Below are 23,337 nucleotides of genomic sequence, written 5' to 3' on the forward strand. Positions count from 1 at the left end.
CTATTTCGATTATTAAAAGAGTCTGAGAAATGAAAAAGATTATTTATAGTTGGGCATTATCTAAGCGGCTACACTTGCTGATATGGACACTTTTTATTTTGTATGAAACAGCTGTTGTAGGAATACTTTTTTCCTTATTTGCAAATCCAGTTGTCTATCTGGTTCATTATGCCATCATTATATCGATTTTTTACTTACATAGTGATTTTATTCTTCCTCGGTTGATGTCAACGAAAATGGTCTTCAAACCATTGTATGTTTTGTTCGCGGTAATTGTTCTAATTATTATATATATAATGATGCACTACATCGCAGACCTTGGGATGATTAAAGCAGGATTGATACAACAAAATGGAAAATACCAGCTGAATTTTGCTGTAATAGCAAGAAATCTTTATAGAGGGCTTTATTTCATAGGATTTTCAACAGGATTCTATTATCTGAAAAAGTATCTATTAGAAAAAAAAGAAAGGCAGATATTGGAAAATAATCGCTTACAAGATATCATCCGTTTACAGGAAATTACACAGCTACTCTCAGATACTGAAATTAAGTTTTTGAAGGCTCAAATTAATCCTCATTTTCTATTCAATACTCTTGATTTCATCTATCATGAATCACGAAAATCCGCACCATTGGCGGGTGAGGCGATTTTGAGATTGGCGCAGATTATGAGGTATGCTATAAGTTCAAGTATAAACGAGTTTGGCTCCAGTCTTGCTCAGGAAATAGAACAGGTTAATAATCTAATTTATCTCAATCAAATTGGAAGCTCACGCGAGCAGTTCGTTTCATTCAATTATTCAAATGAACTGGCAGAAGTGCAATTTCCACCTTTAATTGTGCTAACCCTAGTTGAAAACATATTTAAACATGGAGAAATACATGATCGCGGTCATGAAGCTAGTATAAGGTTATCAATTATTGACAATTTACTTTTGTTGGAGACGGAAAATCTCTCTAAAAATAAGGCAATTACTGAAGAAAGTAACCTTGGCCTTTCTAATATAAGCCGCCAATTGAGTTTAGCCTTTGGGGAAAAGTCGAATCTTCAATATGGCCAGTATTCGGATGGATATTTCAGGACAAAGGTTGAGGTTAAATTTATTTCGTTGTGAATAGAGATTTTAATTATAACCCGTTGGGTGAAATTGATTAAGGTAAAAAAAATGATTTAGATATTGTTCAAGATACTGAAATTCAGTATCTTGAAGTCGCAAAACAAACAATATCTATTTCAAATATAGCAAAAAATTATTTTAGAGTTTTAGAAGTTTTAAGTTCTTTGAATATTGTTTTTAATGATGTATCTAAAGTCGGTCGAAAGCCTAAAATGTCTGACATTGAAGTGGTTGCATTAAGTTTAACTGCTGAGTATATGTCTATTGATAGTGAAAATGATCTATTTAAACAGTTAGGTAACACTACCATTTCTAATCTAGTTGAGAGAAGCCAATTTAATAAAAGGCGTAGAAAATTGTTTCCATTTTCAGAAAAAATTAGAACCACTTTAGCATCTTCATTTTTGGAATTTGAAGACTATTTTATTATTGATAGCATGCCTTTGGAGATTTGTAAGAAAGCAAGGCAAAACAGAATAAAAATTTGTAGTAAAGATTTTGAAACAGCTCCTTCAAAAGGGTTTTGTGCCTCCCAAGACACTTGGTTTTATGGATACAAATTACATGGAATTTGTTCTGTTTCTGGTGTTTTTCATTCTATCGATATAACTAAAGCCAATGTGCACGATATTCAAATCCTTAAAGATGTTAAAAATCAACTATCTGACTGTGTGTTACTTGGAGACAGAGGTTATTTATCATCAACTCAACAATTAGATTTATTTCAAACTGCGAACATTGTATTGGAAACGCCAATGAGAATTAATCAAAAAGATTATAAAAAACAGCCATATATCTTTAGAAAATCGAGAAAAAGAATAGAAACATTGTTCTCACAATTATGTGACCAATTTAAAATTAGAAACAATTATGCCAAAACATTTGATGGTTTTAAAACAAGAATTTTAGCAAAAATAACAGCATTAACTCTGATCCAATACATCAATAAGTTTATATTTGATAGACCAATTAACAATATAAAAATTCAAATAAATTAATTTCACCCAACGGGTTAATTATAATTATATCCATTCGGGAATTGAATTGAAGTTATTCGGCAGAAAATCTTCCATGTCAATTGTTATATAGAATTCCTGTGTGTCTATAGGTTGGAGATTTTCTAGATCTAATCATGTATTTTCACAATTTACAGTCATTGTGTTTGGCGCAGAATTTAAACGAATTAACATATTTATGGCTGGTGTATGCTAATATTCGGAAGACCTTCATAAAGCTGGTTCAATTTGCTTCAGATTCATTTGATCACTTACGCCAGGATTTCTATATCTAAGTAGTGTGATAAAATAGTGCATTTTAATTAGCGAATATTTGTTTGTATATTTGTTACTCATTTATAGTCAAATAGTTTTAAAATAACAGTGAGCATTTGGTGAGCCTATTTTGTTATTGAAATTTAAAATATTGATATTCAATGGAATGAAATCAGGATTCGAGTCCCGTCCATTCCGCGAAAAGGCCTTGACTTAAAAAAGTTGAGGCCTTTTTTGCCCCTTCTAAGAAGAGGATTGATTCCGTAGCTCAGCTGGTAGAGCATTACACTTTTAATGTAGTGGTCCTGGGTTCGAATCCCAGCGGGATCACAGAAGATAGTATCAAAACTACGTAAAATCTTGCAAATCAAATGATTGCAAGCTTTTTTGTTTTAACGGAAAAACCAAAATACTCACCGATTCTCATATTAAAAGTGTGTAATTCGGTGAGTATTTCTGGAACTAAAAGAACTATCTCTAGTTCCTAGCATGCAACCTCTTTTCGCATTCCATTTCTCAGGATCGCATTTTCGTTAGATGGCCATTTCAGCCCTTTTGCCATCAACGGTAATTCTCAAATAAACTGGCAGATCGCCACCAAGATATCCTCCTCTTTTTTTAAGGAAGAATAACAAACTAAATTTTGCACTCATTTTAAAATAATTTAAAAGTTATAAAATTAAGATTGTTGCTCTTTTGTATCAAGATGTTCAGCAATTAAACATGCTGATTTACAGATTATTAGATGCGCTTTGGTGCGCCCTGATTTCTCATATACTGATGTGCGCTCGAATTTGGCACCTATATTTTGAGAAAATCTGAACTTTTTGCTATTGCATAAAAGCAAAAAAGCCTCTAGAAATACATTCTAGAGGCTTTTATATTATTTTGTAATGTTACTTTGCGGAATGGACGGGACTCGAACCCGCGACCTCCTGCGTGACAGGCAGGCATTCTAACCAGCTGAACTACCACTCCGTTTTGTTTACTTTTTAAAAGTTTAAACCTCTTTCCCCTTTCGAGGTTGCAAATATAGAGACATTATCCTTATTCGCAAACTTTTTTTTCAAATAATTATAAGTCGTTAGTTAACAGCCCCTTCTTGCATCTTTTCTGCATTTTCTGCAAACTGAAGCGCACTAATAATCTCCTGAATGTCGCCATCCATAATACTTGGAAGGTTATACATCGTTAAACCAATGCGATGTTCTGTAACTCTTCCCTGCGGATAATTGTATGTTCTAATCTTTGCTGAACGATCTCCGGTAGATACCATCGTTTTACGTTTAGCTGCAATATCACCATTTTTCTTCTGCAATTCGATATCGTATAGCTTACTACGAAGCATTTCCATCGCAATAACACGGTTGCCCAATTGCGAACGCTCTTGCTGGCAAACCACAACTAATCCCGAAGGTTTATGAGTTAGTTGCACTTTGGTTTCAACCTTGTTTACATTTTGTCCCCCTGCACCACCCGAACGCGAGGTTTGCAACTCAATATCTGCAGGATTAATGTATAAATCAATTTCTTCAGCCTCTGGCAATACAGCAACTGAAGCAGCCGATGTATGCACTCGACCCTGAGTTTCTGTATCAGGCACACGTTGAACGCGATGTACGCCACTTTCGTACTTTAACTGACCGTAAACATCATCACCATTAACCTTTAAAATTACCTCTTTATAACCACCAGCGGTTCCTTCGGTAACATCAACCGTTTCAACACGCCAACCTTTTGTTTCGAAATAACGTGTATACATGCGATATAAATCGCCTGCAAACAAAGCTGCTTCATCTCCACCAGTACCGCCACGAATCTCAAAAACAGCATTTTTAGCATCTTCTGGATCCTTCGGAATCAACATTAAACGGATATTGCTTTCCATTTCTTCTTGTTGCTTCAATAGCATATCCAACTCTTCCTTCGCCATATCACGCATTTCTGCATCTTTTTCCAGCGTTAAAATTTCTTTGTTGGCATCAATATTACTCATCACATTTTTGTAGATTTTATATTCATCTACAATCTTGCCTAAATCTTTATATTCTTTGTTTAAAGCCGCAAAACGTTTCATATCCTGTATCACATCAGGATTACTTAATTGCTCTTCTACATCTTCCCAACGCTGCTTTATCGCTTCTAATTTATCTAACATATCATTACTAAAATTGAATTCCCTGCCTTTTGTTTTCGCAAAAGATTAAAGAATTGCAAAAATAAGGAAAAAAGCTGAATTAGTTTGAGGGAAGCATAAGAGCAAAATTCCCTAAAATATCAGGAAATAAATATTTGTTAGGTACTGGATGTTTAAAGAGATTTTTGGAAATGAACGGTTCTGTAATAAATGGCGGTCGAAAGCCCCGCTATCACTGCAAGTCCTCGCCCGATGAAGAATCGGCCTCCGGGCTTTCCGCTTTATCGGGTTTAATGTGTATGGTAAATCGCCAAGAAAACTTGGAGTACAATGAACAGCAGTATAAATTTAAGAAGATTTTTTGGAAATGAACGGTTCTTAAACAATGGCGGTCGAAAGCCCCGCTATCGCTACAAGTCCTCGTCCAATGAAAAATCGGCCTCCGGGCTTTCCACTTATCGGGTTTAATGTGTGTGAATCGCTAGGAAAAGTCATAGTATAGTGAACTAGCAGCTTTTTCTCAAACTATATTTCAATCCAATTCTTATTATCAATCTCAGCTTCAATCTTAACCTCAACCTAATTCTCAACCCCTCAACCCTTAAAATACTCAAGCTTTAAATCAACACCATCAAAAACAGCATAAGAATCATATTTTAACCATTCGCCTGTGTTTACATATTGGCTACCATTTCCTAAATCTAAATTCATTGGTAAATGCCTGTGCCCGTAAATAAAATAATCAAAATGCTCCTTTTGTAATATTTCTTTTGAATATACAGCTAACCATTCGTGGTTTATCCCAAAGAAAACTTCATCAGTATTGCTTGCTGCTCTACTGCTTTTGCTCCATCCACTCGCAATACCTATTCCTAAGTTAGGATGCAAACGAGCAAATAACCACTGGCAAAGCGGGCTTCTAAAAATTTTACGTAAAAATTTATATTTTCTATCGCCAGGACCAAGTCCATCTCCATGATGAAGGTAAAATTTTTTTCCGCCCCGTTCCATAACCATTTCATCACTGATGATTTCCATCCCAATTTCTTGAGTAAAATAATCACGAACCCACATATCGTGATTACCTTTAAAAAAGTAGATTTTTATTCCAGAATCTGCCATTGAAGCTAATTTGCCTTGCAAGCGAATAAATCCTTTTGGAATCACTCTTTCATACTCAAACCAGAAATCAAAAACATCACCCATCAGAAATAATTCTGAGCAATTTGATTCAATAAAACTTAGCCAATTAACAATACGTTTTTCACGCGTGCGACTCCCAGCATAATCTGGAGAGCCTAAATGAAAATCTGAAGCGAAATAAATATTTTTACTCATGTACAATTTCAAAGATAACTCAAAAAGACTAAAGCTGAAAGATTAAAGAAGAAAGTACAAAGCTAAAACACTAAAGCTTAAAGAATAATAATAATCGGCGCAATATCGAAGTCTGTTACTCCCCATCGAAGGGAAATCTGCTTAATTATCGCTTTAATAAAAACATATATTAGTAAATAAAACGAAAGCAACATGAAAAAACCAATCATATTAAGCTTATTTGTATTATTCATTTTTACCTGTAAGCAGGGTAAAAAAACCACTGAAAAAATTACTTTAATGACATACCCTGAAACTAAAAAAGATTCTATAACCGATAACTATTTCGGGACAAGTATTGCCGACCCATATCGATGGCTAGAAAACGATACATCGATAGAAACTAAAAAATGGGTTGATGCCGAAAATAAAGTAACTCAAAATTATTTAGATCAAATTCCATTTAGAACTGATATAAAAAAACGTCTGCCAGAAATATGGAATTACCCAAAAGAAACTGCTCCTTTCAAAGCTGGTGAATATTACTTTTTCACAAAAAATAATGGTCTTCAGAACCAGAATGTTTGGTTTATTAAAAAAGGATTAGAAGGTAAAGAAGAACTGTTTTTAGACCCAAATGCACTTACTAAAGATAGAACAGCTTCTGTTTCATTGCTTGGGTTTTCGCGCAATAAAAAACACATTGTCTATTCTGTAGCGCAATCTGGATCTGATTGGAGTAACATCTACATAATGGAAATTGCAACTAAAAAAAAGCTGGCTGATGAATTAAAGTGGACTAAGTTTTCGGGTGCAGCCTGGAAAGGAGATGGTTTTTACTACAGCCGGTACGATGAACCGAAAAAAGGCATGGAACTTTCTGCAGCAAACAAATTTCAAAAAGTTTATTTCCACAAGCTAGGCGAACTACAAAATGCAGATGAGTTAATATTTGAAGATAAAACTAACCCAAACCTATATTTCGGCGCTGATGTTACCGAAGATGACCATTTCTTGGTTTTATATGCAAGTGCGGGCACATCGGGTAATGCAATATACTATCAGGATTTAACCGAACCTAAAAGTAAAATTTCTCTGTTGGTAAAAGGTTTTGAAAATAATCACAGTGTAATAAATAACGTTGGCGATAAGCTTTTATTGAATACCGATTTAGATGCGCCGAATAAGCAAGTGGTTTTAGTCGATCCAAAAAATCCTGATCCAAAAAATTGGGACAAAATTATCCCTGAATCTAAATTGGAGCTGGAGGGTGCAAGTTCTGGTGGTGGATTTTTATGGGCATCATACCTAAAAGATGCCAGTACAAATATTATTCAGTTCGATGTAACAGGTAAAAAAATCAAAGAAGTAAAACTACCAGATATCGGTACGGTGAGTGGTTTTGGAGGCTATAAAGATGATAATGAATTTTTCTACTCTTTTACCAATTTTACAACACCCGGAACAACTTATCGTTACAATATCCAAAAAAGCGAGTCAACCCTTTACAGAAAATCTGCTCTAAAATTCAACATGGAAGATTACGAAACCAAACAGGTTTTCTATTCATCCAAAGATGGAACTAAAGTTCCAATGTTCATTGTTCATAAAAAAGGGATTAAATTAGATGGCAATAATCCTGTTTTTTTATATGCTTACGGTGGTTTTCAAATTTCATTAACACCTGCTTTCAGCTTATCAAGAATGCTGTTTTTAGAACACGGGGGCATTTATGTTCAACCGAGTTTACGAGGCGGAAGTGAGTATGGTGAAGCCTGGCACAAAGCCGGAATGTTTGAAAAAAAGCAAAATGTATTCGATGATTTTATTGGAGCGGCAGAATATCTAGTTAAAGAGAACTATACAAATCCATCGAAAATTGCAATTTCCGGTGGTTCAAACGGTGGTCTTTTGGTTGGTGCTTGTATGACACAGCGACCAGAACTATTTAAAGTTGCCTTACCGGCTGTCGGCGTTCTGGATATGTTGCGCTATCATAAATTTACGGTAGGTTGGGGCTGGGCAGTAGAATACGGTAGCAGCGACAGGAAAGAGGATTTCGATTATTTATTAAAATATTCTCCTTTACACAACATTAAAGCAGATATCAATTATCCGGCAACTTTAATTACAACTGCCGATCATGATGACAGAGTTGTACCCGCACATTCATTTAAATTTGCGGCGACTTTGCAAGAAAAATATAAAGGTGTAAACCCGGTTTTAATAAGGATAGAAACTAATGCAGGTCATGGCGCAGGTAAGCCAACCACTAAACTGATTGAGGAAGCAAGCGATGTTTGGAGCTTTGTATTTCAAAATTTGGGAATGAGTTGGTAAATATTTTTTTAAACCTCTTTACTAATTCAATTATCCTAAGTTCCTAAAATCCTGCACTAAAAAATTTTTAAGCTACTAAACCTATAGACCAATTATAATTGGCTTTAAAGATTAAAATAACATTAAGTTTCGTTTTAAGTAGATTCAAAACATACAAAATACTGAATATAACCGGTTTACAAAATTATCTGGAATATATCTAAATAAGAATATTGATAATGGTTTATTTTGTAACTTTGCATAAATTTTTTTGAATGATCTCTACTGATATAGCCGTAATTGGCGCGGGTCCGGTTGGTTTATTTGCCATTTTTGAAGCCGGCTTATTAAAAATGCGTTGTCATCTAATTGATTACCTTCCTCAGGTTGGTGGCCAGCTATCTGAAATTTATCCCAAGAAACCGATATATGATATTCCGGGCTACCCTTCCGTACTGGCTCAGGAGCTTGTAGATAATTTGATGGAGCAGGCAAAACCTTTTCACCCTAGTTTTACTTTGGGCGAACGCATTGAAGGTTTAGAAAAGCGTGGTGAGGCAGATTTTGTTCTAACGACAAACATGGGAACCATTATCGAAGCTAAAGTTGTCGTTATTGCAGGTGGATTAGGTTGTTTCGAACCCCGCAAACCTGCTGTAGAAAATCTCGAAAATTTCGAAAATGGTAAAGGAGTAAACTACATGATTCTAGATCCGGAGAAATACCGCGACCAGAAAATGGTGATTGCCGGTGGTGGCGATTCTGCCTTAGATTGGACAATTTATTTAGCTGAAGTTTGTTCTGAATTAACATTGGTACACCGAAGCGAAAGTTTTCGCGGTGCTCCAGATTCTGTTGCTAAAGTTATGGCATTGGCAGAAAGTGGAAAAATTAACCTGGTTTTAAATAGCAATCTACAGGCTGTACATGGCGGCGATAAACTGGAGCAAGTTGAAATTGTTCAAAACCGTACCATGGAAAAATCAATGGTAGAAGCCGATCACTTAATCCCATTGTTTGGCTTAAGCCCTAAACTTGGTCCGATTGAAGATTGGAACCTAAACATTAGCAAAAGTGCTATTGAAGTAAATACTGATGATTATTCCACAAACATTCCGGGCATTTATGCAATCGGCGATATCAATACATACACAAATAAATTAAAATTAATTCTTTGTGGTTTCCACGAAGCGGCACTGATGAGCCATAGTGCATACTCTTACATGAATCCTGGTATTAAATACACCATGAAATACACAACTGTTAACGGAGTTTCAGAATTTTAAGCGCCTATTTAAATTTATATTGTGAAAATGTTTATCGCCTATTTTTCGAGCGAAACAAGGCAAATGTTACAGAGGTAGCCAGCCCATCTCGAAATATTTAATGATGGTATAGCCGAAAAGAAGCATAAACAAATTATTAGATAAATTTTAAACAGGCTCTAAGCAGTTTATTTTATATTTGCAACCGATATAAACGAGCAAATGGAAAACAACATTACAATACACATGCAGGAACCGGATGGTTCAGTTACATCTCACGAGGCACCAACAGATATGGGATTAAGTTTGATGGAATTTTTAAAAGCATCAGAATACGATATTTTAGCTACCTGTGGCGGAATGGCTTTATGTGCAACTTGCTGTGTTGATGTTTTGGAAGGCGAAGAAAAGCTTAATGAAATGACAGATGATGAATATGCAATGCTAGATACCTTGCCAGATTTGTTGCCCAATTCTCGCTTAGCTTGCCAATTACAGTTAAACAATAATATGGACGGTTTGAAGGTTAAACTGCACAGTGTGAGTTAAAAAAATATAAATAAACAAAACAGTCGATGCAAATGCATCGCCTGTTTTGTTTTTATCTCCATCGCCATGCTGAATTTATTTTAGCATCTTATAAATGCTATCATCTATACTTTTTTACAGTTATTCTAAAGTAAGAAACAAATCATCCCAATTAGGATTAACTTCGTTTATCAGATTAATTTTCCAGTTTTTTAATTGTTTCTCTCTTATAATGGCTTCTTCAATTGTACTAAACTGTTCAAAAAACACCAAAAGGTTACAGTTGTATTTCGCAGAAAATGAATTTGGATAAAATTTTTCTTTATGTTCTTTTATCCTAAAATACAACTCCAAAGTTACACCTATATAAAGTACTGTGTGTTTAAAATTGCTTAAGATATAAACGCAACCACCTTGTTCCATTGATATTGTATTAAATTTACAATTCAAGACCCTGAAATAAATTCAGGGTGACAACCGCCATAAACCAGCCGAACTAAATGTTATTTCAGAAGCTTAATTAACCTCGACCCTTTTCCGCTCTACATTCCATCCATAAACCTCTACAGCTGTTTTTTGGTTTCCATTATACTCAACGGTAATGGTTTTACTTTCACCTGGCAGAACACTTATATAATTATCATCGTAAAAAGCAGGTAGAATTCGTTTACCAGAAACGGCATCTGTGAGTGCTATTCTATTAAAAAATGCTACAGGATTATCTTTAGCATTACTTAATGTAACCAAAACTTTTCCTTTTACTTTTTCAACAGCTTCAATTTTTGGCAAAACGGATTTAATTTTTTGCAATCCTTTATACTCACCATCTTTACCCGCCAGCCAATAAAAATTATCGCTTAGAATTTGTTGCTTTTCATCTAAAATCCTAAGGGAAACAAATACACCTTCTTTTTTATCAAGCTTATTCAAAAAGCCGCTTAAAGAGAATAATTTCCGAACAGATGATGGCCCTATAGAATTAAAAACCTGTGTAGAAAGGTATTCTTTACCATCCATATCGTATGCTTTTGCCTGAATCATTAAATTATTCAGAGTTTTAAATCCATTATTAACCAGGTTAACCATACTATCAACCGGGTTCATCATAACATGCAATGGTTCACTTCCTTTTCTTAAGCCATATAAACAAGCGTTCGGGTCAAGATAGTAATCGTACATCTGTCCACGCATGGCGGTCCATGGATTTTGAGTTTTCCATATAATAGAACCTGTATACCACTCCCACATGTGCGATGAAAAACCTTCCATCAAAGCTCTATACTGATCATAATTAACCAACTGAGCCTTCATTGCGAAATCTTTAGCATCCTTCACCTTACCATAAGGATTTACGTATTCATCATAGCCAATATATTTATGATAATCCCAAACAGAATCGGGCTTTTCTTTAAATTGTGGCGCTATCATATTTTCTTTTGGTATAAATCTTTCCAATGATTCATAATCGCCAACACCTACGGAGCCAACTTCAGAATTATAAGGAAAAGTTTTTGTCGCCCAAAAGCTTACAGGATTTTGGATGCTATATGGTCCATCACCATTACCGCCAAGGGTATTGTACGACATTTCATCACTATTCGAAAAATCATAAAGGATTCTAGTTCCATCTAAACGCGGAAGGATATCATTTTTAAGTGGTTGCAGGATATCTTCAGGCGGTGTTATTTCATTTCCACCACACCAGAAAGCCAAAGATGCATGGTTTCTAATCATCTTTACCTGATCTTCAATCGCTGTTAAAACCAAATTATGGTTATCCGGATATTGTCGCCTTGTCCATTGGTCTTCCTTTTTCATTGGGTCGATCCAACGGCCGTTACAATCGCCGCTAAACCAAAAATCCTGAAATACAAGTAAGCCATATTTATCGCAGGCATTATAAAACTCAGGTCGTTCGAGAATGGCACCACCCCAAATTCTGATTAAATTGAGGTTCATATCTTTATGGTAACGTATTTCAGCATCATACCGTGCATCACTGAAACGAAGCATTGCATCAGAAATAATCCAGTTTCCACCTTTAATAAAAATCTTTTGTCCGTTTACATAAGCGCCCATACTTTTGGTTTGCTCGTTCCAAATGTTATCAACCTGGCGTATCCCAACTTTTAAGTTTTCCTGATCGAAGGTTGCTGCATTGCTTATAAATTTCACTTGTACATCATACAAATATTGCTTACCATATCCGTTTGGCCACCATAATTTCGGGTTTTGCAAAATTAAATCTGCAAAAGAAATTTCGCTGGTTTGATTTCCCTCAATACTTACCTGTTTTTTAATGCTTTGCCCTGCGATTGTATATTGCAGAATACCATTAACTACTTTACTTGTAGGGTTTTCAACCTCAACAGAAACTTTTATCGTTGCAGGCTTTTGCGCTCCTTCTACCAAACGTTTTCCCGGCACCAAAGTAACAATATGTGGGTTTTTAAGATTGATGCTTTGTGTTTTCTCTATGGTAACTTTATCCCAAATGCCAGTATTCCTATCGCGGGTTGGCTGAATCCAGTCCCAGCCTGCCGTATATTGGGTTGTTAAGCCTTTGGCAATTGTTCCATCGCCACCTTGTCCGCCATTTGGATTACCAACAAAATCTGGTGGATGAACAATTACAGCTAACCTGTTTTTACCATTGGCAGCAAGCATTTTTGTAATATTAAACTGATTGCGTAAATGCATGCCTTCGATAACATTTGGATTAACCTTTTTTCCATTTAAAAAAATATCGGCTTTATAATTTATGCCTCTAAATTGTAGCCAAACTTGTTCGTTACCTACCACTTTTTCGTCAAAATCTTTAACAAACCAATACGTATAATAATCATTGCCTGTTTTATAAACATCGGCAATTAGCTCATTATTCATTCCATAAAATGGATCAGGAACTTTTTTATTATTCAGCAAAGTGGTTAAAACAGTTCCAGGAACAGTTGCAGTCATCCAATTATTTACAGAAAAATTTTTTGCAGAAATTTGATTGCCATTTGAATTTACATCTTTTATATTGGCACAAACCCAGCCCGAATTTAATTCATAACGCTGTTGGGCATTAGCGAAAAAACAGAAAGATAATTGCAAGAGGATTAAAAATTTTCTCATTATAATGTGTTTGTTTGGTAAGCGCCACAAAGAAAGTAAATTATTGGTAAAACGGTTACTTACTTGGGTAGAAATAAAAAAAGTAGTTAATTTTATTTAACCACTTCTAAAACAATTACATTATCTATTTCATTATTTGAAAAATTCGTTTGAATCTGGGCTGAAGAATTTTTTAAGCTATACTTCACAGGCTTTCTATCTTTTAAGAGATATGCTTTGCTAATTTTTTTGAAAGGAAACTTATCAAATAAAACAGAAGCATTTTTACCATCTAAAATATGGATGTAAACCTTACTATCTTTCTGCGTAACACTTCCCCAGGTTTGCGGTTTTACAAAACCTGCTTTGGTACCGTATATACTTTCTCCATAAACTTTTAACCATGCGCCCATTCCTGCTAATCTATTCTGAAACTCTGGCTGGATTTTTCCACTTGGCATTGGCCCAATATTGAGCAACAGATTCGCACCCAGGCTACTCGCTTTAACCAGCATGCCTACTAATTGTTTAGTGCTTTTATAGCTTGTGTCGCCGAGGTTGTAACCCCACGAATTTGAAATTGTTTCGCAGGTTTCGAGCGGCAATTTATCCGAAGCTTTTTGAAAACTTAATCCTGAACTGTTTTCGCCAGGTAAATCTCTTTCGAACATTTGGAAATCTTCACCAGCAAATGGTGTTAAGTGATGGTTATTACCAATCATACATTGCGGCTGAAGTTTATGAATAAGACTATAAATTTCCTCATACTTCCAATCTATTCTGGATGATCGATCTGCAGAACCTTCTGGCTGAGTTTGATCCCAATGTCCATCGAACCAGATTCCACCAATTTCTCCGTACTTGGTTAACAATTCTGTTAACTGATTTTTCATAAATGCCAGATAACTTGCATAATCGCTTTTACCAGTTCTGCCAGAAAACTTACCCGTTCTACCCGTTTCTCTCGGATAATCATCTCTACGCCAATCTAATAACGAATAGTATAAATAAAGCTGAATTCCTTGTTTGTGACATTCATCAGCCATCATTTTTACAATATCCTTTTTGTAAGGCGTATTCATAATATTGAAATCGGAATACTTCGTATCCCACATACTAAAACCATCATGGTGACGGGTAATTAGCGTAATGTATTTCATACCTGCATTTTTCGCTGTGCTTACATAAGCGGCAGCATCAAAATCTATAGGATTGAAGAAATCTTTCAGGTTTGTATAATTATGGATGGTAAGTTTTCTTTCGTTCATCACCCATTCGCCGCTACCTGGAATACTAAATGGCCCCCAATGAATAAATAAACCCAAACGGGCATCAGAAAACCAGTCCCTTTGTTTTAAATTTGAATCAGATGGGTTATAGTCTTGTGCTGTAGAAGTAAAATAAATCAGGGCAAAAATGGCTAACAGTAAATTTTTTTTCATGGTTTAGGATAGAAATAATTAATCGACAATGGGGGTTTCTTTAACAGGTTTGCCTATTACCTTATAGTTGCCATCACCTTTTAAAATGGCGAGTATTTGCGATTGATTATTAAAGATGGATTTTGCAGCGGCTAATTCTTTATCATATTGAAAGCTTTGCTCTATTCTTCCTTTTTCGTAAAAATAGCGGCTTACGATTTGTGTTTCCAGTACTCTTTTTATTTCTGCTTTGTGATTTATCAAATCAGCCTTTTTAGCCGATGTTAATTTATTTTTCAGGTTTTCTAAATCTGCTTTTACTTCTGCAGTTTTATTTTCCTTATCTGCCTCGTAACGTAATTCTGTAAGCAATCTTTCTGTTCTGCTTTGATAGCTTAAGTCTTTATCCGCAAGTGAATTTGCAAAAATCGCATAATCAGCATCGGCAATTTGAAAAGTTTTAGCAGTTGCTATAGCTGGCTTCTCTTTTTTATACTGATTGGCATAACTAAAAAACATGCTTTTGTTCAACATGGTAATTGTAATCGGACTTAATTTAACTGCATCAACAACAATATCAGGATATACACCATTACCGCTGTAAACGTTTCTACCTGCTTTAGTTTGGTACATTGTAATGGTAGAATCGGCAAAACGTTCGGCAATTCCATCAGAATTTTTATGTGCATAATCCAGTTTTTGAATACACCTGCCTGATGGGGTATAATACTTTGCAACCGTTACTTTTACCAAACTATTGTAAGGAAGATTAAAGGTTTGCTGAACCAATCCTTTACCATAACTTCGCTGCCCGATAATTATTGCCCTGTCTAAATCTTGTAAGGAACCGGCAACAATTTCTGATGCAGAGGCTGAATTATTATTCACTAAAACCACTAATGGAACTGAAGGCGAAATTGGTGGAATCTGTGTTTTATAAGTTATCGTTTTCTCTGCGTTTTTGCCTTTTTGCGTAACAATAAGCAGATCCTTATCAACAAAAAGATTAACTATTTTAACAGCTTCCTGCAAAATGCCACCACCATTGTTCCTCAAATCTAAAACAATTCCTTTAGGATTTTCTTTGTTTAAACTAACTAAAGCATCTTTAACCTCCTGTCCAGAATTTTCGAGAAATTTATCAAGTTTGATGTATCCAATACCATCGCCAACCATACCGAAATAAGAAACATTTGGTTGTTTTATTTCTTCGCGGGTAATTTTTTTGATGATTTCTTTTCCATCACGAATTATTGTCAAATCAACTGGTGTTCCTTTTGGACCGCGGAGGAGCTGACTGATTTGTCCACGTTCTTTCCCCTTAACTTCAATATTGTTAATTTTAGTAACCTGATCGCCAGCTTTTACGTCTGATTTATTTGCCGCATACCCTTCACTTACTTCATTAACAAACAGTTTTCCATCAATTATTACTGTTCCGGCGCCAATACCGCCATACTGTGTACTTACATATTTTAGTTTATAATCTTCAATTTCCGATTCAGGAACGTATTGCGTATATGGATCCAAACTTTCCAGCATCGCATCAATACCTGTTTTCATTAATTCGGGCGCACTGGTTTCGTCAACATAGTTAATATTGATTTCCTTGTAGAGCGAAGCAAAAATATCGAGGTTTTTAGAAACCAGAAATAAATCTTCTTTAAACGAAAAGGATAAAATTAAAATACCAGAAACGGCTGCAAAGATTAGATATTTAATTTTTTTCATCCCTTGTTGAATTTTTAAACCTGCTAAGTAAGAAATTAATTCTTGCTTGAGGCTAATTAATGAATTGTGTAGCGTAAATGTACAAAAAGAGATAAAGATTAAAAACAGGTGAAACTGCTAAATGGATGATAACTTGTTAATGTTACGTTTAACATTATTTCCAATTGAGGGAGTATGAAAAAGGAAAAATAGAGATTACAGTCGGTTGCCTTTAGTATCGGCTAATGCTTTTTGAAGGGTAAACTCTACATAAGTGCGATCGCGTTTTACCAATCGCATAATATCATCAACCAATTTATCTTCATTTCCTGGAGTAAAATCTAAAGGTTGGTCAACAAGGTCACGATATTTTCTGAAAAATTTAATTTTAACTTTTTCTGCGTTATCTTTTGTTAATTGAAAATTTGCCATCGATATATTGGTTTGCTACAAAAGTAAAAATATTATCGCTGATTGATGCCTTTTTGATTCAATTATAGAAAAAAGATTAAGTGATTTTGCTTTAGCATGATAATTGTGTTAAATGTGCGTTATAAAGAAAAATATAACCACAAAAACTTAAACACAATGAAAAAACTTATCTTCTCTATTGTATTCCTAATCATTGGTTGGGCATCATCCCAGGCGCAAACATTTAATCTCGGTATTAAAGCTGGGGTAAATCTGGCAAAGATAAATGCTGATTTCGCAAGCGAAGAAAATCGGTTAGGTTATCAAGTTGGAGCATGGGCTAGAATTGGCGGTGCTAGTTTTTATGTGCAGCCCGAAGCTTATATTGGCAGCAAAGGCAATAAATTCATCAGCTTTACCAATAATAGTAACACCGAAATTGCTGCCGAAGGAAAGGTGAAATTTACAACTTTGGATATTCCTGTATTATTGGGAACTAAATTTGGAAGTAAAAACTTAAATGTTCGCGTAATGGCAGGCCCGGTTCTATCTCTTATTTTAGATGACAGTTCGACTTTCAGTTCTGCTTATCAGCAAGCTACAGATTTCGATAATTATAAAAACCAGGCTTTCGGCATACAAGCTGGTGCAGGCGTAGATGTGGGTGCAATATCTGTTGATTTACGATACGAAGCAGGTTTAACCAACATTAGTAAAAGTGAAAAATATAAACAAACCCCTAACTTGTTTCAGTTAAGTTTAGGATTTAAGATTTTGTAAGGAAAATTTAAAACATAAAAGGCGGCCGATGGCTAGTGATGGTCGGAAGAAATTCCGGCCATTTTTTATGTCTTAAAGAATAAACCAGGGTCTCCTCCGCATTGTAATACTATTAACTCGATTGCTAGATCTCTAATTTCCATTGAAAACCTTCTTTTAGCTGTTTTATATTCTATTTTATTTGCTTTTTTATATATCAGCACCAGCATCGCGGTAATCAACATCATGTACAATATTACTTTTATGCCGTTTTTATTAAAGAAACGAGATGGTTATATTCAATTCTTGTTTCAAAAACCTGAAAAATACTTCAATATCCCAGCGTCTCCTGTACGCCTGGGCAATTTCTTTTAAAGTTAATCCAAACTCATTGGTCTAAAACCAATATTTCTTTCCATCGGATTTGCTTTGAGCGATAATCAAACGGAAAGGGGTTTCTACGAGCTCTTGCCTAATGAATTGTTTATCGCTATTTCTACTCTTTACAGAGGCCCCGTATATAATTGAACCTTGGAATCTAAAAGTGAGTAAGATTCACCTAGATCCAAGAAAAAAAAGCTAAATACCTGATTTACAATATTTATTTCAATGAAACTAACCTCCCTAAAACAAAAAAGTCGGAAGAAAAATCTTCCGACCATGACTGAACGATGGTCGCCTTTTTTATTTAATAATAATTGTTTGGTTGGAAGTGATTAACTATTTTTATAGTACGTGCGCTATCCTTAAACACTCATGAAAAAATGCCTCAAAATTTCTTTTTCCTTATTTTTCCAGCTTATACTTTTTATTACAGTGTCCAACGCACAGGAAAACGTTGTTAATAAGCTTCTTACTTATAAAAAAATTCTCGATAACAATCCGATTGAGAAAATTCATATCCATACTAATCAGCCATTTTACATGGCTTACGATACACTTTGGTTTAAAGCCTAGGTAATTAATGCCAACCTCAACCGTCGTCAAAATAAAAAAAGACTTACACACTAACTCAAAGCCTGTAAGCCATGATTTCTAATATAAAATGATTATAAACCTCATCGGTTGTTTCATAAGAATGATAATCGTTTATCCCAGCAATTCCAGCCAATTTGATTGCCAATTGTTCACAAGGATATCCTCCTGGACTTGCTGGAACATTGTTAAATAAAGTCCGAGCCTTATCCTGCCCAAAAGTATAAATCATGTAATATCCAAATACAGCATATTTTAACTTCTCTTGACTGTTGGGGCCATAGGCGTTTAAATCAGCAATGACGTATGGGCCTGTGTAATTATAATTTTCAATATCAGACATTATCTGAGTCATTGCTACAGCATCAGAAACCCTGTTGGCAAAAAACTCACTATTATAATATATAACATTATTTAAGTTAAAACTGACTGTCCCACTACAGCTTATTGAATAGCTTCCTTGCACATTTTCAAATAAATTAACGCTAGGCCCGGGCTCCGGCTCTGACCCTTGATAAAAATCATCTAGAATTGTTAATGTATCTGCGCCCATAGACCCGCCATCACAGAAGTATTCAGTAACTTTCTTAATTGTTTGTCTAGTAAAGAAATTTGGATTCGAGCTCACATTAAACTTAGTTGTATGGGTTTCGGTTCCTGAACAAGATGTTGACAAGAGATTTATTGAAAAGGCCTTCTCTTTATTTTTTAAACCTACAATTGGTTGCTCTTCTTTACGACAAGAGAAAATAAAAAGCAACATTATTATAATAATGCTACCCGACACTAAAAATTTGTTTTTCATAAGATTTAGATTAAATTTACCTAAAAATAATGAATCTAAATTGCAAAAACAAAAAGAAATATTATCTTTATTGCCTTCATATTTTTTGATTCTATCTTTTTTTTTAATCAAACAGGATTATATAAACTCTTATTACAAGACCCACTTATTCCTCTTCAATATCACATTTGCATCTTTACTAATCGTTCAACTTTTTATAAAAAAAGGTAAAATAATAATAACTCCGCTCGAAATCTACTTTCACTGTGCCATAATTATATTGATTATTATAACGATGGGTACATTCGCCAATTATACTGATTTAGCAATCATAGAGAATTTTGGCCTGGCAATTTTTTTGTACTTTCCGATTAAAAATATTATACATTTTACAGCAGAAAAAGGCAAAATTGAGCTATTAACTGTCATATTTCTTATAACTGTATCTTTGATTTTATTTAAGGGAATTTTATACTCTACTGGCAATGGAATACATGGCGATATGTATAATTCTACCTACTTTTCAAATTATATTACATTATTTATTCCATTGCTTAACTTAATTGTTATTAAAAAGGAAAATAAGTGTCATATAACCTTTGCTACATTAATTATATTTGTCATAATCATAATTAATATCTTTAACCATGCAAGAGCTGCAACATTAACAAGTCTTTTATACATCCTTATAAATAATTTACATATAAATCTCAAAAAAATCCGTCTGGTGAAAATCACCACCTTTATTTTAATTTTATTACCAATATCAGCCTATCTTATTATTTCAAAACTGAATTCAGTAAATGGTCGTCTATCAATATGGCAATCTTGCTTAGAGATTTTTATTGCCCACCCAATGGGAATAGGGCTAGGTAATTTAAAAGAAAAATTAACTATCTTCCAAAGTTTACAGATGGCTAATTGGAATGATAAAGAAAAATTTCTGTTAGCTGATATTAATGATTATGCATTTAATGACGCAATTCAATTTATTGTCGAGGGCGGATGTATTATATTGATAGCTTTGATATTTATTTCGATATTGGTTTGGAAGAACAAATCCTTGCGGGCATATATTCTATATATTTTTATGCTTTCAAGCACAACATACATCCTTCATTCGCAACCTACAATCATTTTAATAATCATAACTTTCCTTATATTAAACTACAATGAAAAAGAAATAGGTGTTTTAAAAAAAAATTCCTTTGTATATATCCCATCAGTATTTGTATTACTTTGGTCTTCATTAGGACTTCTCTCTTATGTGAACAAAGTCCATTTAGAAAACACCTTATTGGATAGGTGCTTAAATGCCTATAGAGCAATGGATAATAAATATAGGTTCGATATTGGCATGTTAGATTTTGAAAAAAAGAAATACCAAAATGCAATTTATATCTTAAAAAATTCTGGGTTACTAAATCAGGATATTAATGCAAATTTAGCCATTGGTTATTCTTTCGAAGAATTAAACCAAATAGATTCAGCAGAAAAATATTACAATAATGGAAATTCATTATTACCAAGAATTTTTAAACCTAAATATTTTCTATTCAATTTATATAAAAAAAATAATGATACTATTAATCTTAAAAGGATTTGTCTTGAAATCATAAATACTCCTGTAAAAATAAAATCTGCAGAAATTGATTCACTTCAAAATATTGCTCATATCGAACTAATAAAAATTAAATAAAGATCAATGTTTACAGATTTGATTTAAGTATTCAGATTAAATTCTTGATTAAACATATATATGATCGATTTACTTTTAATTCCAATATACTTAAAAAGCCCCGATACAAATCGGGGCTCCAAAAGTACCAGTTTTCTATTTATCGATTTGGCGTATTATCTATAAATGGTCGATTTATTGCTGTCCCTGTATAAGGTAATGTTATATCTCCTCTTAAACTGAAGGAATAAGTATTTGATTTAATAACACTTAAAGCACTTCTCACAACCACATTTGTTGGAGTGCCAGTATAACGCAAAATCAAATCATATATGCCTTGTGGAATTTTCGCAAAACTCGAGGCTGATTTATAAGCAACGTTTGAGCAAACTAGGGTTTCTACTGAAGTAGTAGTATTTTTCATTATTAGGTCAAAGGCGTTAGCATTATAACAAGTATGAACAAATCTTACGTAAGCAGTAGCAGAATCAATAGGGGGTAAAATATCATCAATTACAAATACATCTGTTTGTTTAGTTACAGTATTATAAAGGCCAGATAAATAAATAGAATAATTTTTACCATCAACTACCTGCTTATTTAAGTTTGCTATTATCAAATTTGGATCTATAGTAGCTGTACTAGGTCTTCTAGCCTTAAAATCGTATGTGCCTGCAGGAATAATCGAATAAGCATTCGTGGAGGGATATACAGATGCAAAAGCAATACCTGCTGTTGCACTTTCTAATCCTGTTGTTGAGGACGCTGCTGAAACTTTTGTATCATTTGCATAAAAATTTATAATAGGAGCGTTAAGAGCAAAATTAAAATATTTAAGTTGTGCTCCCCCATTAATTGGTTCTGCAATATTTTGTACTGCATTTTTCTTACATGAGAAAATTATTGAAGATAGCAGAAGTACTGCTAGAATGATATGATTTCTTTTCATAGTTTTTAATTAAGGAGTAGTGATCCACATTTCTTTGGTTTGGTAATCAGTTGCTAAACCCCCAATTGCACTTAAGCCGTTTCTATTCCAGATATATTCAGAGTTGTATCTTGGCCTCATTCTTTGTACAACTTTATTCTGATTTTCAGGGAACAAGACTTGAGGTATTGTGAACCCTAAAAACACCTGATTTCCAGTTGTGGGATCTTTATCTATATAATGATATCTCCTTAAGTCCATCCATTGCTCAACATGTGCCCATCCCCATTGTGCTATATATTTTTGACACATAATTTGTGATAACGTTAATGCATTTGGGGTTGCTGGCGTTATTGTGGGTGAGGATAAATATGTTGCCTTTTCAGATGATGTTATCTGAGTTGGCGATTGTCCATCATCAGTATTTCTAGCATTTACAAAATCAATATGAGCCGATACAGCATTTTTATAAGCATTTAATGCTGTTGTTTTATCGCCCTTTCTATAAGCAGCTTCAGCCTTGATGAATTGTAATTGAGCATAAGTCAAAAAAGGAAATTTACTTTTTCTGGCAAATAAATATCTAGCCGGTGTAGTAATTGCAGCGTTTGCTGCAGCCTGCGATGTATATCCCCACAAATTATTGGGTTGCTGTGCTGCTGTCAATGCTCCAATACCAACTGTCGGCTCTAATCCACGATAAATTCCATCAGGCGCAGGCGATAACATCCTACTCATTCTTGGATCTACAGATGTAAATAATGTACCATCCATTAATGAAAGGATAAATTTTGTTTGCCTTAAGGTACCAATGTTATTTCTTGTTGCAGATAAAAAATTCGCATCATCATTGGCAGAACCTATATATTGGATTAAAGCATCATCAACGTTCCCCACAAAAGATGCATCAACTGCGGCAATAACCCCGTCAGGATTATATGAAGCTTTATTTGAATAGTGGTTAAGTACAAGGGCCTTCAATCCATACGCAAATTTTATCCATGCAGCTCTTTTACCTTTATAAACAAAATCTGTTTTGGCTAAGTATGCTTCATTCACCCCGCCATCAGTTCTATTTAAATTTACAATAGCAGCATCAATCAGTCTTAATGTTTCTTGATAAGCAAACTCTTGAGTATCATAATTAAATGTTGTCTTACTTGCATCAATTGCTTCTTTAACAATAATCTCACCATTTGCATCTGTTGCGGTTTCCCACCCCCAGGCCTTTAATAATTGTCCAACTCCTAATAAATCCCAACGTTCTTCTAATGTTGCCTTATTGATCATATCTACAAGATTTTGTCCAAAATCATAATATGTTGTTTTCCAAATTTGTGCACCTTGATCTGGAGATGTTCCCCCTTGATTATGACCATGTCTTTCCCAGAGATCAGCAGATGCGGTTGATGCCCAATTTTGAGTATATCTAGCTATGTATATTCCATCATATTGTGGAGCAGTGGCCATCCAATGTAACATTGGCGATAAGTACAAATTTGCTTCTACAATCTGAGGTGCATTAGGGTTAATGTTTACATCTAAAAATTTCTTACAACCCCCGAGAGTAATAAGTATCCCTAAAATTATTGTTATAAATATTTTTTTCATTTT

General features: G+C 34.3%; 18 protein-coding genes and 2 tRNA genes. 8 read left to right on the forward strand and 12 right to left on the reverse strand.

What is annotated here, in order from left to right; translation table 11 throughout:
- The first annotated feature begins 29 nt into the window (after positions 1-29).
- The 3 genes from IEV50_RS11825 to IEV50_RS11835 all read left to right on the forward strand — a co-directional run bounded on the left by IEV50_RS11825 (position 30) and on the right by IEV50_RS11835 (position 2,722).
- Positions 30-1,118 (forward strand): sensor histidine kinase, encoded by a 1,089-nt coding sequence (locus IEV50_RS11825; protein WP_188414487.1) that lies wholly within the window; start codon positions 30-32, stop codon positions 1,116-1,118.
- Between the two features lie 116 nt (positions 1,119-1,234).
- Positions 1,235-2,119 (forward strand): IS982 family transposase, encoded by an 885-nt coding sequence (locus IEV50_RS11830; protein ID WP_443094342.1) that lies wholly within the window; start codon positions 1,235-1,237, stop codon positions 2,117-2,119.
- A 530-nt stretch (positions 2,120-2,649) separates the two neighbouring features.
- Positions 2,650-2,722 (forward strand) — tRNA-Lys (locus IEV50_RS11835).
- Between the two features lie 574 nt (positions 2,723-3,296).
- On the opposite strand, the gene IEV50_RS11840 is transcribed toward IEV50_RS11835, so the two are convergent.
- The 3 genes from IEV50_RS11840 to IEV50_RS11850 form a co-directional block, all read right to left on the reverse strand.
- Positions 3,297-3,370, reverse strand: a tRNA-Asp gene (locus IEV50_RS11840).
- 106 nt (positions 3,371-3,476) lie between these two features.
- Positions 3,477-4,550, reverse strand: a complete 1,074-nt coding sequence (prfA, locus tag IEV50_RS11845) for a peptide chain release factor 1 (RefSeq protein WP_188414491.1) — start codon at positions 4,548-4,550, stop codon at positions 3,477-3,479.
- A gap of 573 nt (positions 4,551-5,123) precedes the next feature.
- Complete coding sequence (locus tag IEV50_RS11850) at positions 5,124-5,867, reverse strand: UDP-2,3-diacylglucosamine diphosphatase (protein ID WP_188414494.1); 744 nt, start codon at positions 5,865-5,867, stop codon at positions 5,124-5,126.
- A 192-nt stretch (positions 5,868-6,059) separates the two neighbouring features.
- On the opposite strand from IEV50_RS11850, the gene IEV50_RS11855 reads away from it, so the two are divergent.
- The 3 genes from IEV50_RS11855 (at position 6,060) to IEV50_RS11865 (ending at position 9,979) form a co-directional block, all read left to right on the forward strand.
- Positions 6,060-8,186: a prolyl oligopeptidase family serine peptidase gene (locus tag IEV50_RS11855; RefSeq protein WP_188414496.1), complete on the forward strand. Its 2,127-nt coding sequence runs from the start codon at positions 6,060-6,062 to the stop codon at positions 8,184-8,186.
- A 254-nt stretch (positions 8,187-8,440) separates the two neighbouring features.
- Positions 8,441-9,451 (forward strand): NAD(P)/FAD-dependent oxidoreductase, encoded by a 1,011-nt coding sequence (locus tag IEV50_RS11860; protein ID WP_188414498.1) that lies wholly within the window; start codon positions 8,441-8,443, stop codon positions 9,449-9,451.
- A gap of 201 nt (positions 9,452-9,652) precedes the next feature.
- Positions 9,653-9,979, forward strand: a complete 327-nt coding sequence (locus IEV50_RS11865; protein WP_188414500.1) for a 2Fe-2S iron-sulfur cluster-binding protein — start codon at positions 9,653-9,655, stop codon at positions 9,977-9,979.
- Between the two features lie 120 nt (positions 9,980-10,099).
- Here IEV50_RS11865 and IEV50_RS11870 read toward each other — a convergent pair whose 3' ends face one another.
- The 5 genes from IEV50_RS11870 to IEV50_RS11890 all read right to left on the reverse strand — a co-directional run bounded on the left by IEV50_RS11870 (position 10,100) and on the right by IEV50_RS11890 (position 16,620).
- Complete coding sequence (locus tag IEV50_RS11870) at positions 10,100-10,381, reverse strand: GIY-YIG nuclease family protein (protein ID WP_188414503.1); 282 nt, start codon at positions 10,379-10,381, stop codon at positions 10,100-10,102.
- A gap of 93 nt (positions 10,382-10,474) precedes the next feature.
- Positions 10,475-13,078, reverse strand: a complete 2,604-nt coding sequence (locus IEV50_RS11875) for a glycoside hydrolase family 2 protein (protein ID WP_188414505.1) — start codon at positions 13,076-13,078, stop codon at positions 10,475-10,477.
- A gap of 92 nt (positions 13,079-13,170) precedes the next feature.
- On the reverse strand, positions 13,171-14,499 hold the full coding sequence (locus IEV50_RS11880) for an alpha-L-fucosidase (protein WP_188414507.1): 1,329 nt from the start codon (positions 14,497-14,499) through the stop codon (positions 13,171-13,173).
- 18 nt (positions 14,500-14,517) lie between these two features.
- Positions 14,518-16,209: a S41 family peptidase gene (locus tag IEV50_RS11885; RefSeq protein ID WP_188414509.1), complete on the reverse strand. Its 1,692-nt coding sequence runs from the start codon at positions 16,207-16,209 to the stop codon at positions 14,518-14,520.
- Positions 16,210-16,404: 195 nt separating this feature from the next.
- A complete protein-coding gene (locus tag IEV50_RS11890; RefSeq protein ID WP_123207173.1) occupies positions 16,405-16,620 on the reverse strand; it encodes a hypothetical protein in 216 nt (71 codons plus the stop codon).
- Between the two features lie 156 nt (positions 16,621-16,776).
- On the opposite strand from IEV50_RS11890, the gene IEV50_RS11895 reads away from it, so the two are divergent.
- A complete protein-coding gene (locus IEV50_RS11895) occupies positions 16,777-17,379 on the forward strand; it encodes a porin family protein (RefSeq protein WP_188414511.1) in 603 nt (200 codons plus the stop codon).
- 255 nt (positions 17,380-17,634) lie between these two features.
- On the opposite strand, the gene IEV50_RS19835 is transcribed toward IEV50_RS11895, so the two are convergent.
- Together IEV50_RS19835 and IEV50_RS11905 are read right to left on the reverse strand one after the other, a co-directional pair.
- Positions 17,635-17,724 (reverse strand): hypothetical protein, encoded by a 90-nt coding sequence (locus IEV50_RS19835; protein WP_188414851.1) that lies wholly within the window; start codon positions 17,722-17,724, stop codon positions 17,635-17,637.
- Between the two features lie 646 nt (positions 17,725-18,370).
- Positions 18,371-19,249 carry a hypothetical protein gene (locus tag IEV50_RS11905; RefSeq protein ID WP_188414514.1) on the reverse strand — a complete coding sequence of 293 codons (879 nt, stop codon included), beginning with the start codon at positions 19,247-19,249 and terminating at the stop codon, positions 18,371-18,373.
- A gap of 163 nt (positions 19,250-19,412) precedes the next feature.
- On the opposite strand from IEV50_RS11905, the gene IEV50_RS11910 reads away from it, so the two are divergent.
- Entirely contained in the window at positions 19,413-20,816 is a 1,404-nt protein-coding gene (locus IEV50_RS11910; RefSeq protein WP_188414516.1) for an O-antigen ligase family protein, read from the forward strand.
- 139 nt (positions 20,817-20,955) lie between these two features.
- On the opposite strand, the gene IEV50_RS11915 is transcribed toward IEV50_RS11910, so the two are convergent.
- Together IEV50_RS11915 and IEV50_RS11920 are read right to left on the reverse strand one after the other, a co-directional pair.
- Positions 20,956-21,744: a DUF4397 domain-containing protein gene (locus IEV50_RS11915; protein WP_188414518.1), complete on the reverse strand. Its 789-nt coding sequence runs from the start codon at positions 21,742-21,744 to the stop codon at positions 20,956-20,958.
- Between the two features lie 9 nt (positions 21,745-21,753).
- Positions 21,754-23,334, reverse strand: a complete 1,581-nt coding sequence (locus IEV50_RS11920) for a RagB/SusD family nutrient uptake outer membrane protein (protein WP_188414520.1) — start codon at positions 23,332-23,334, stop codon at positions 21,754-21,756.
- Positions 23,335-23,337: the final 3 nt, after the last annotated feature.

The organism is Pedobacter mendelii (genome assembly GCF_014635725.1).
GTDB classification, from domain to species: Bacteria; Bacteroidota; Bacteroidia; order Sphingobacteriales; family Sphingobacteriaceae; genus Pedobacter; species Pedobacter mendelii.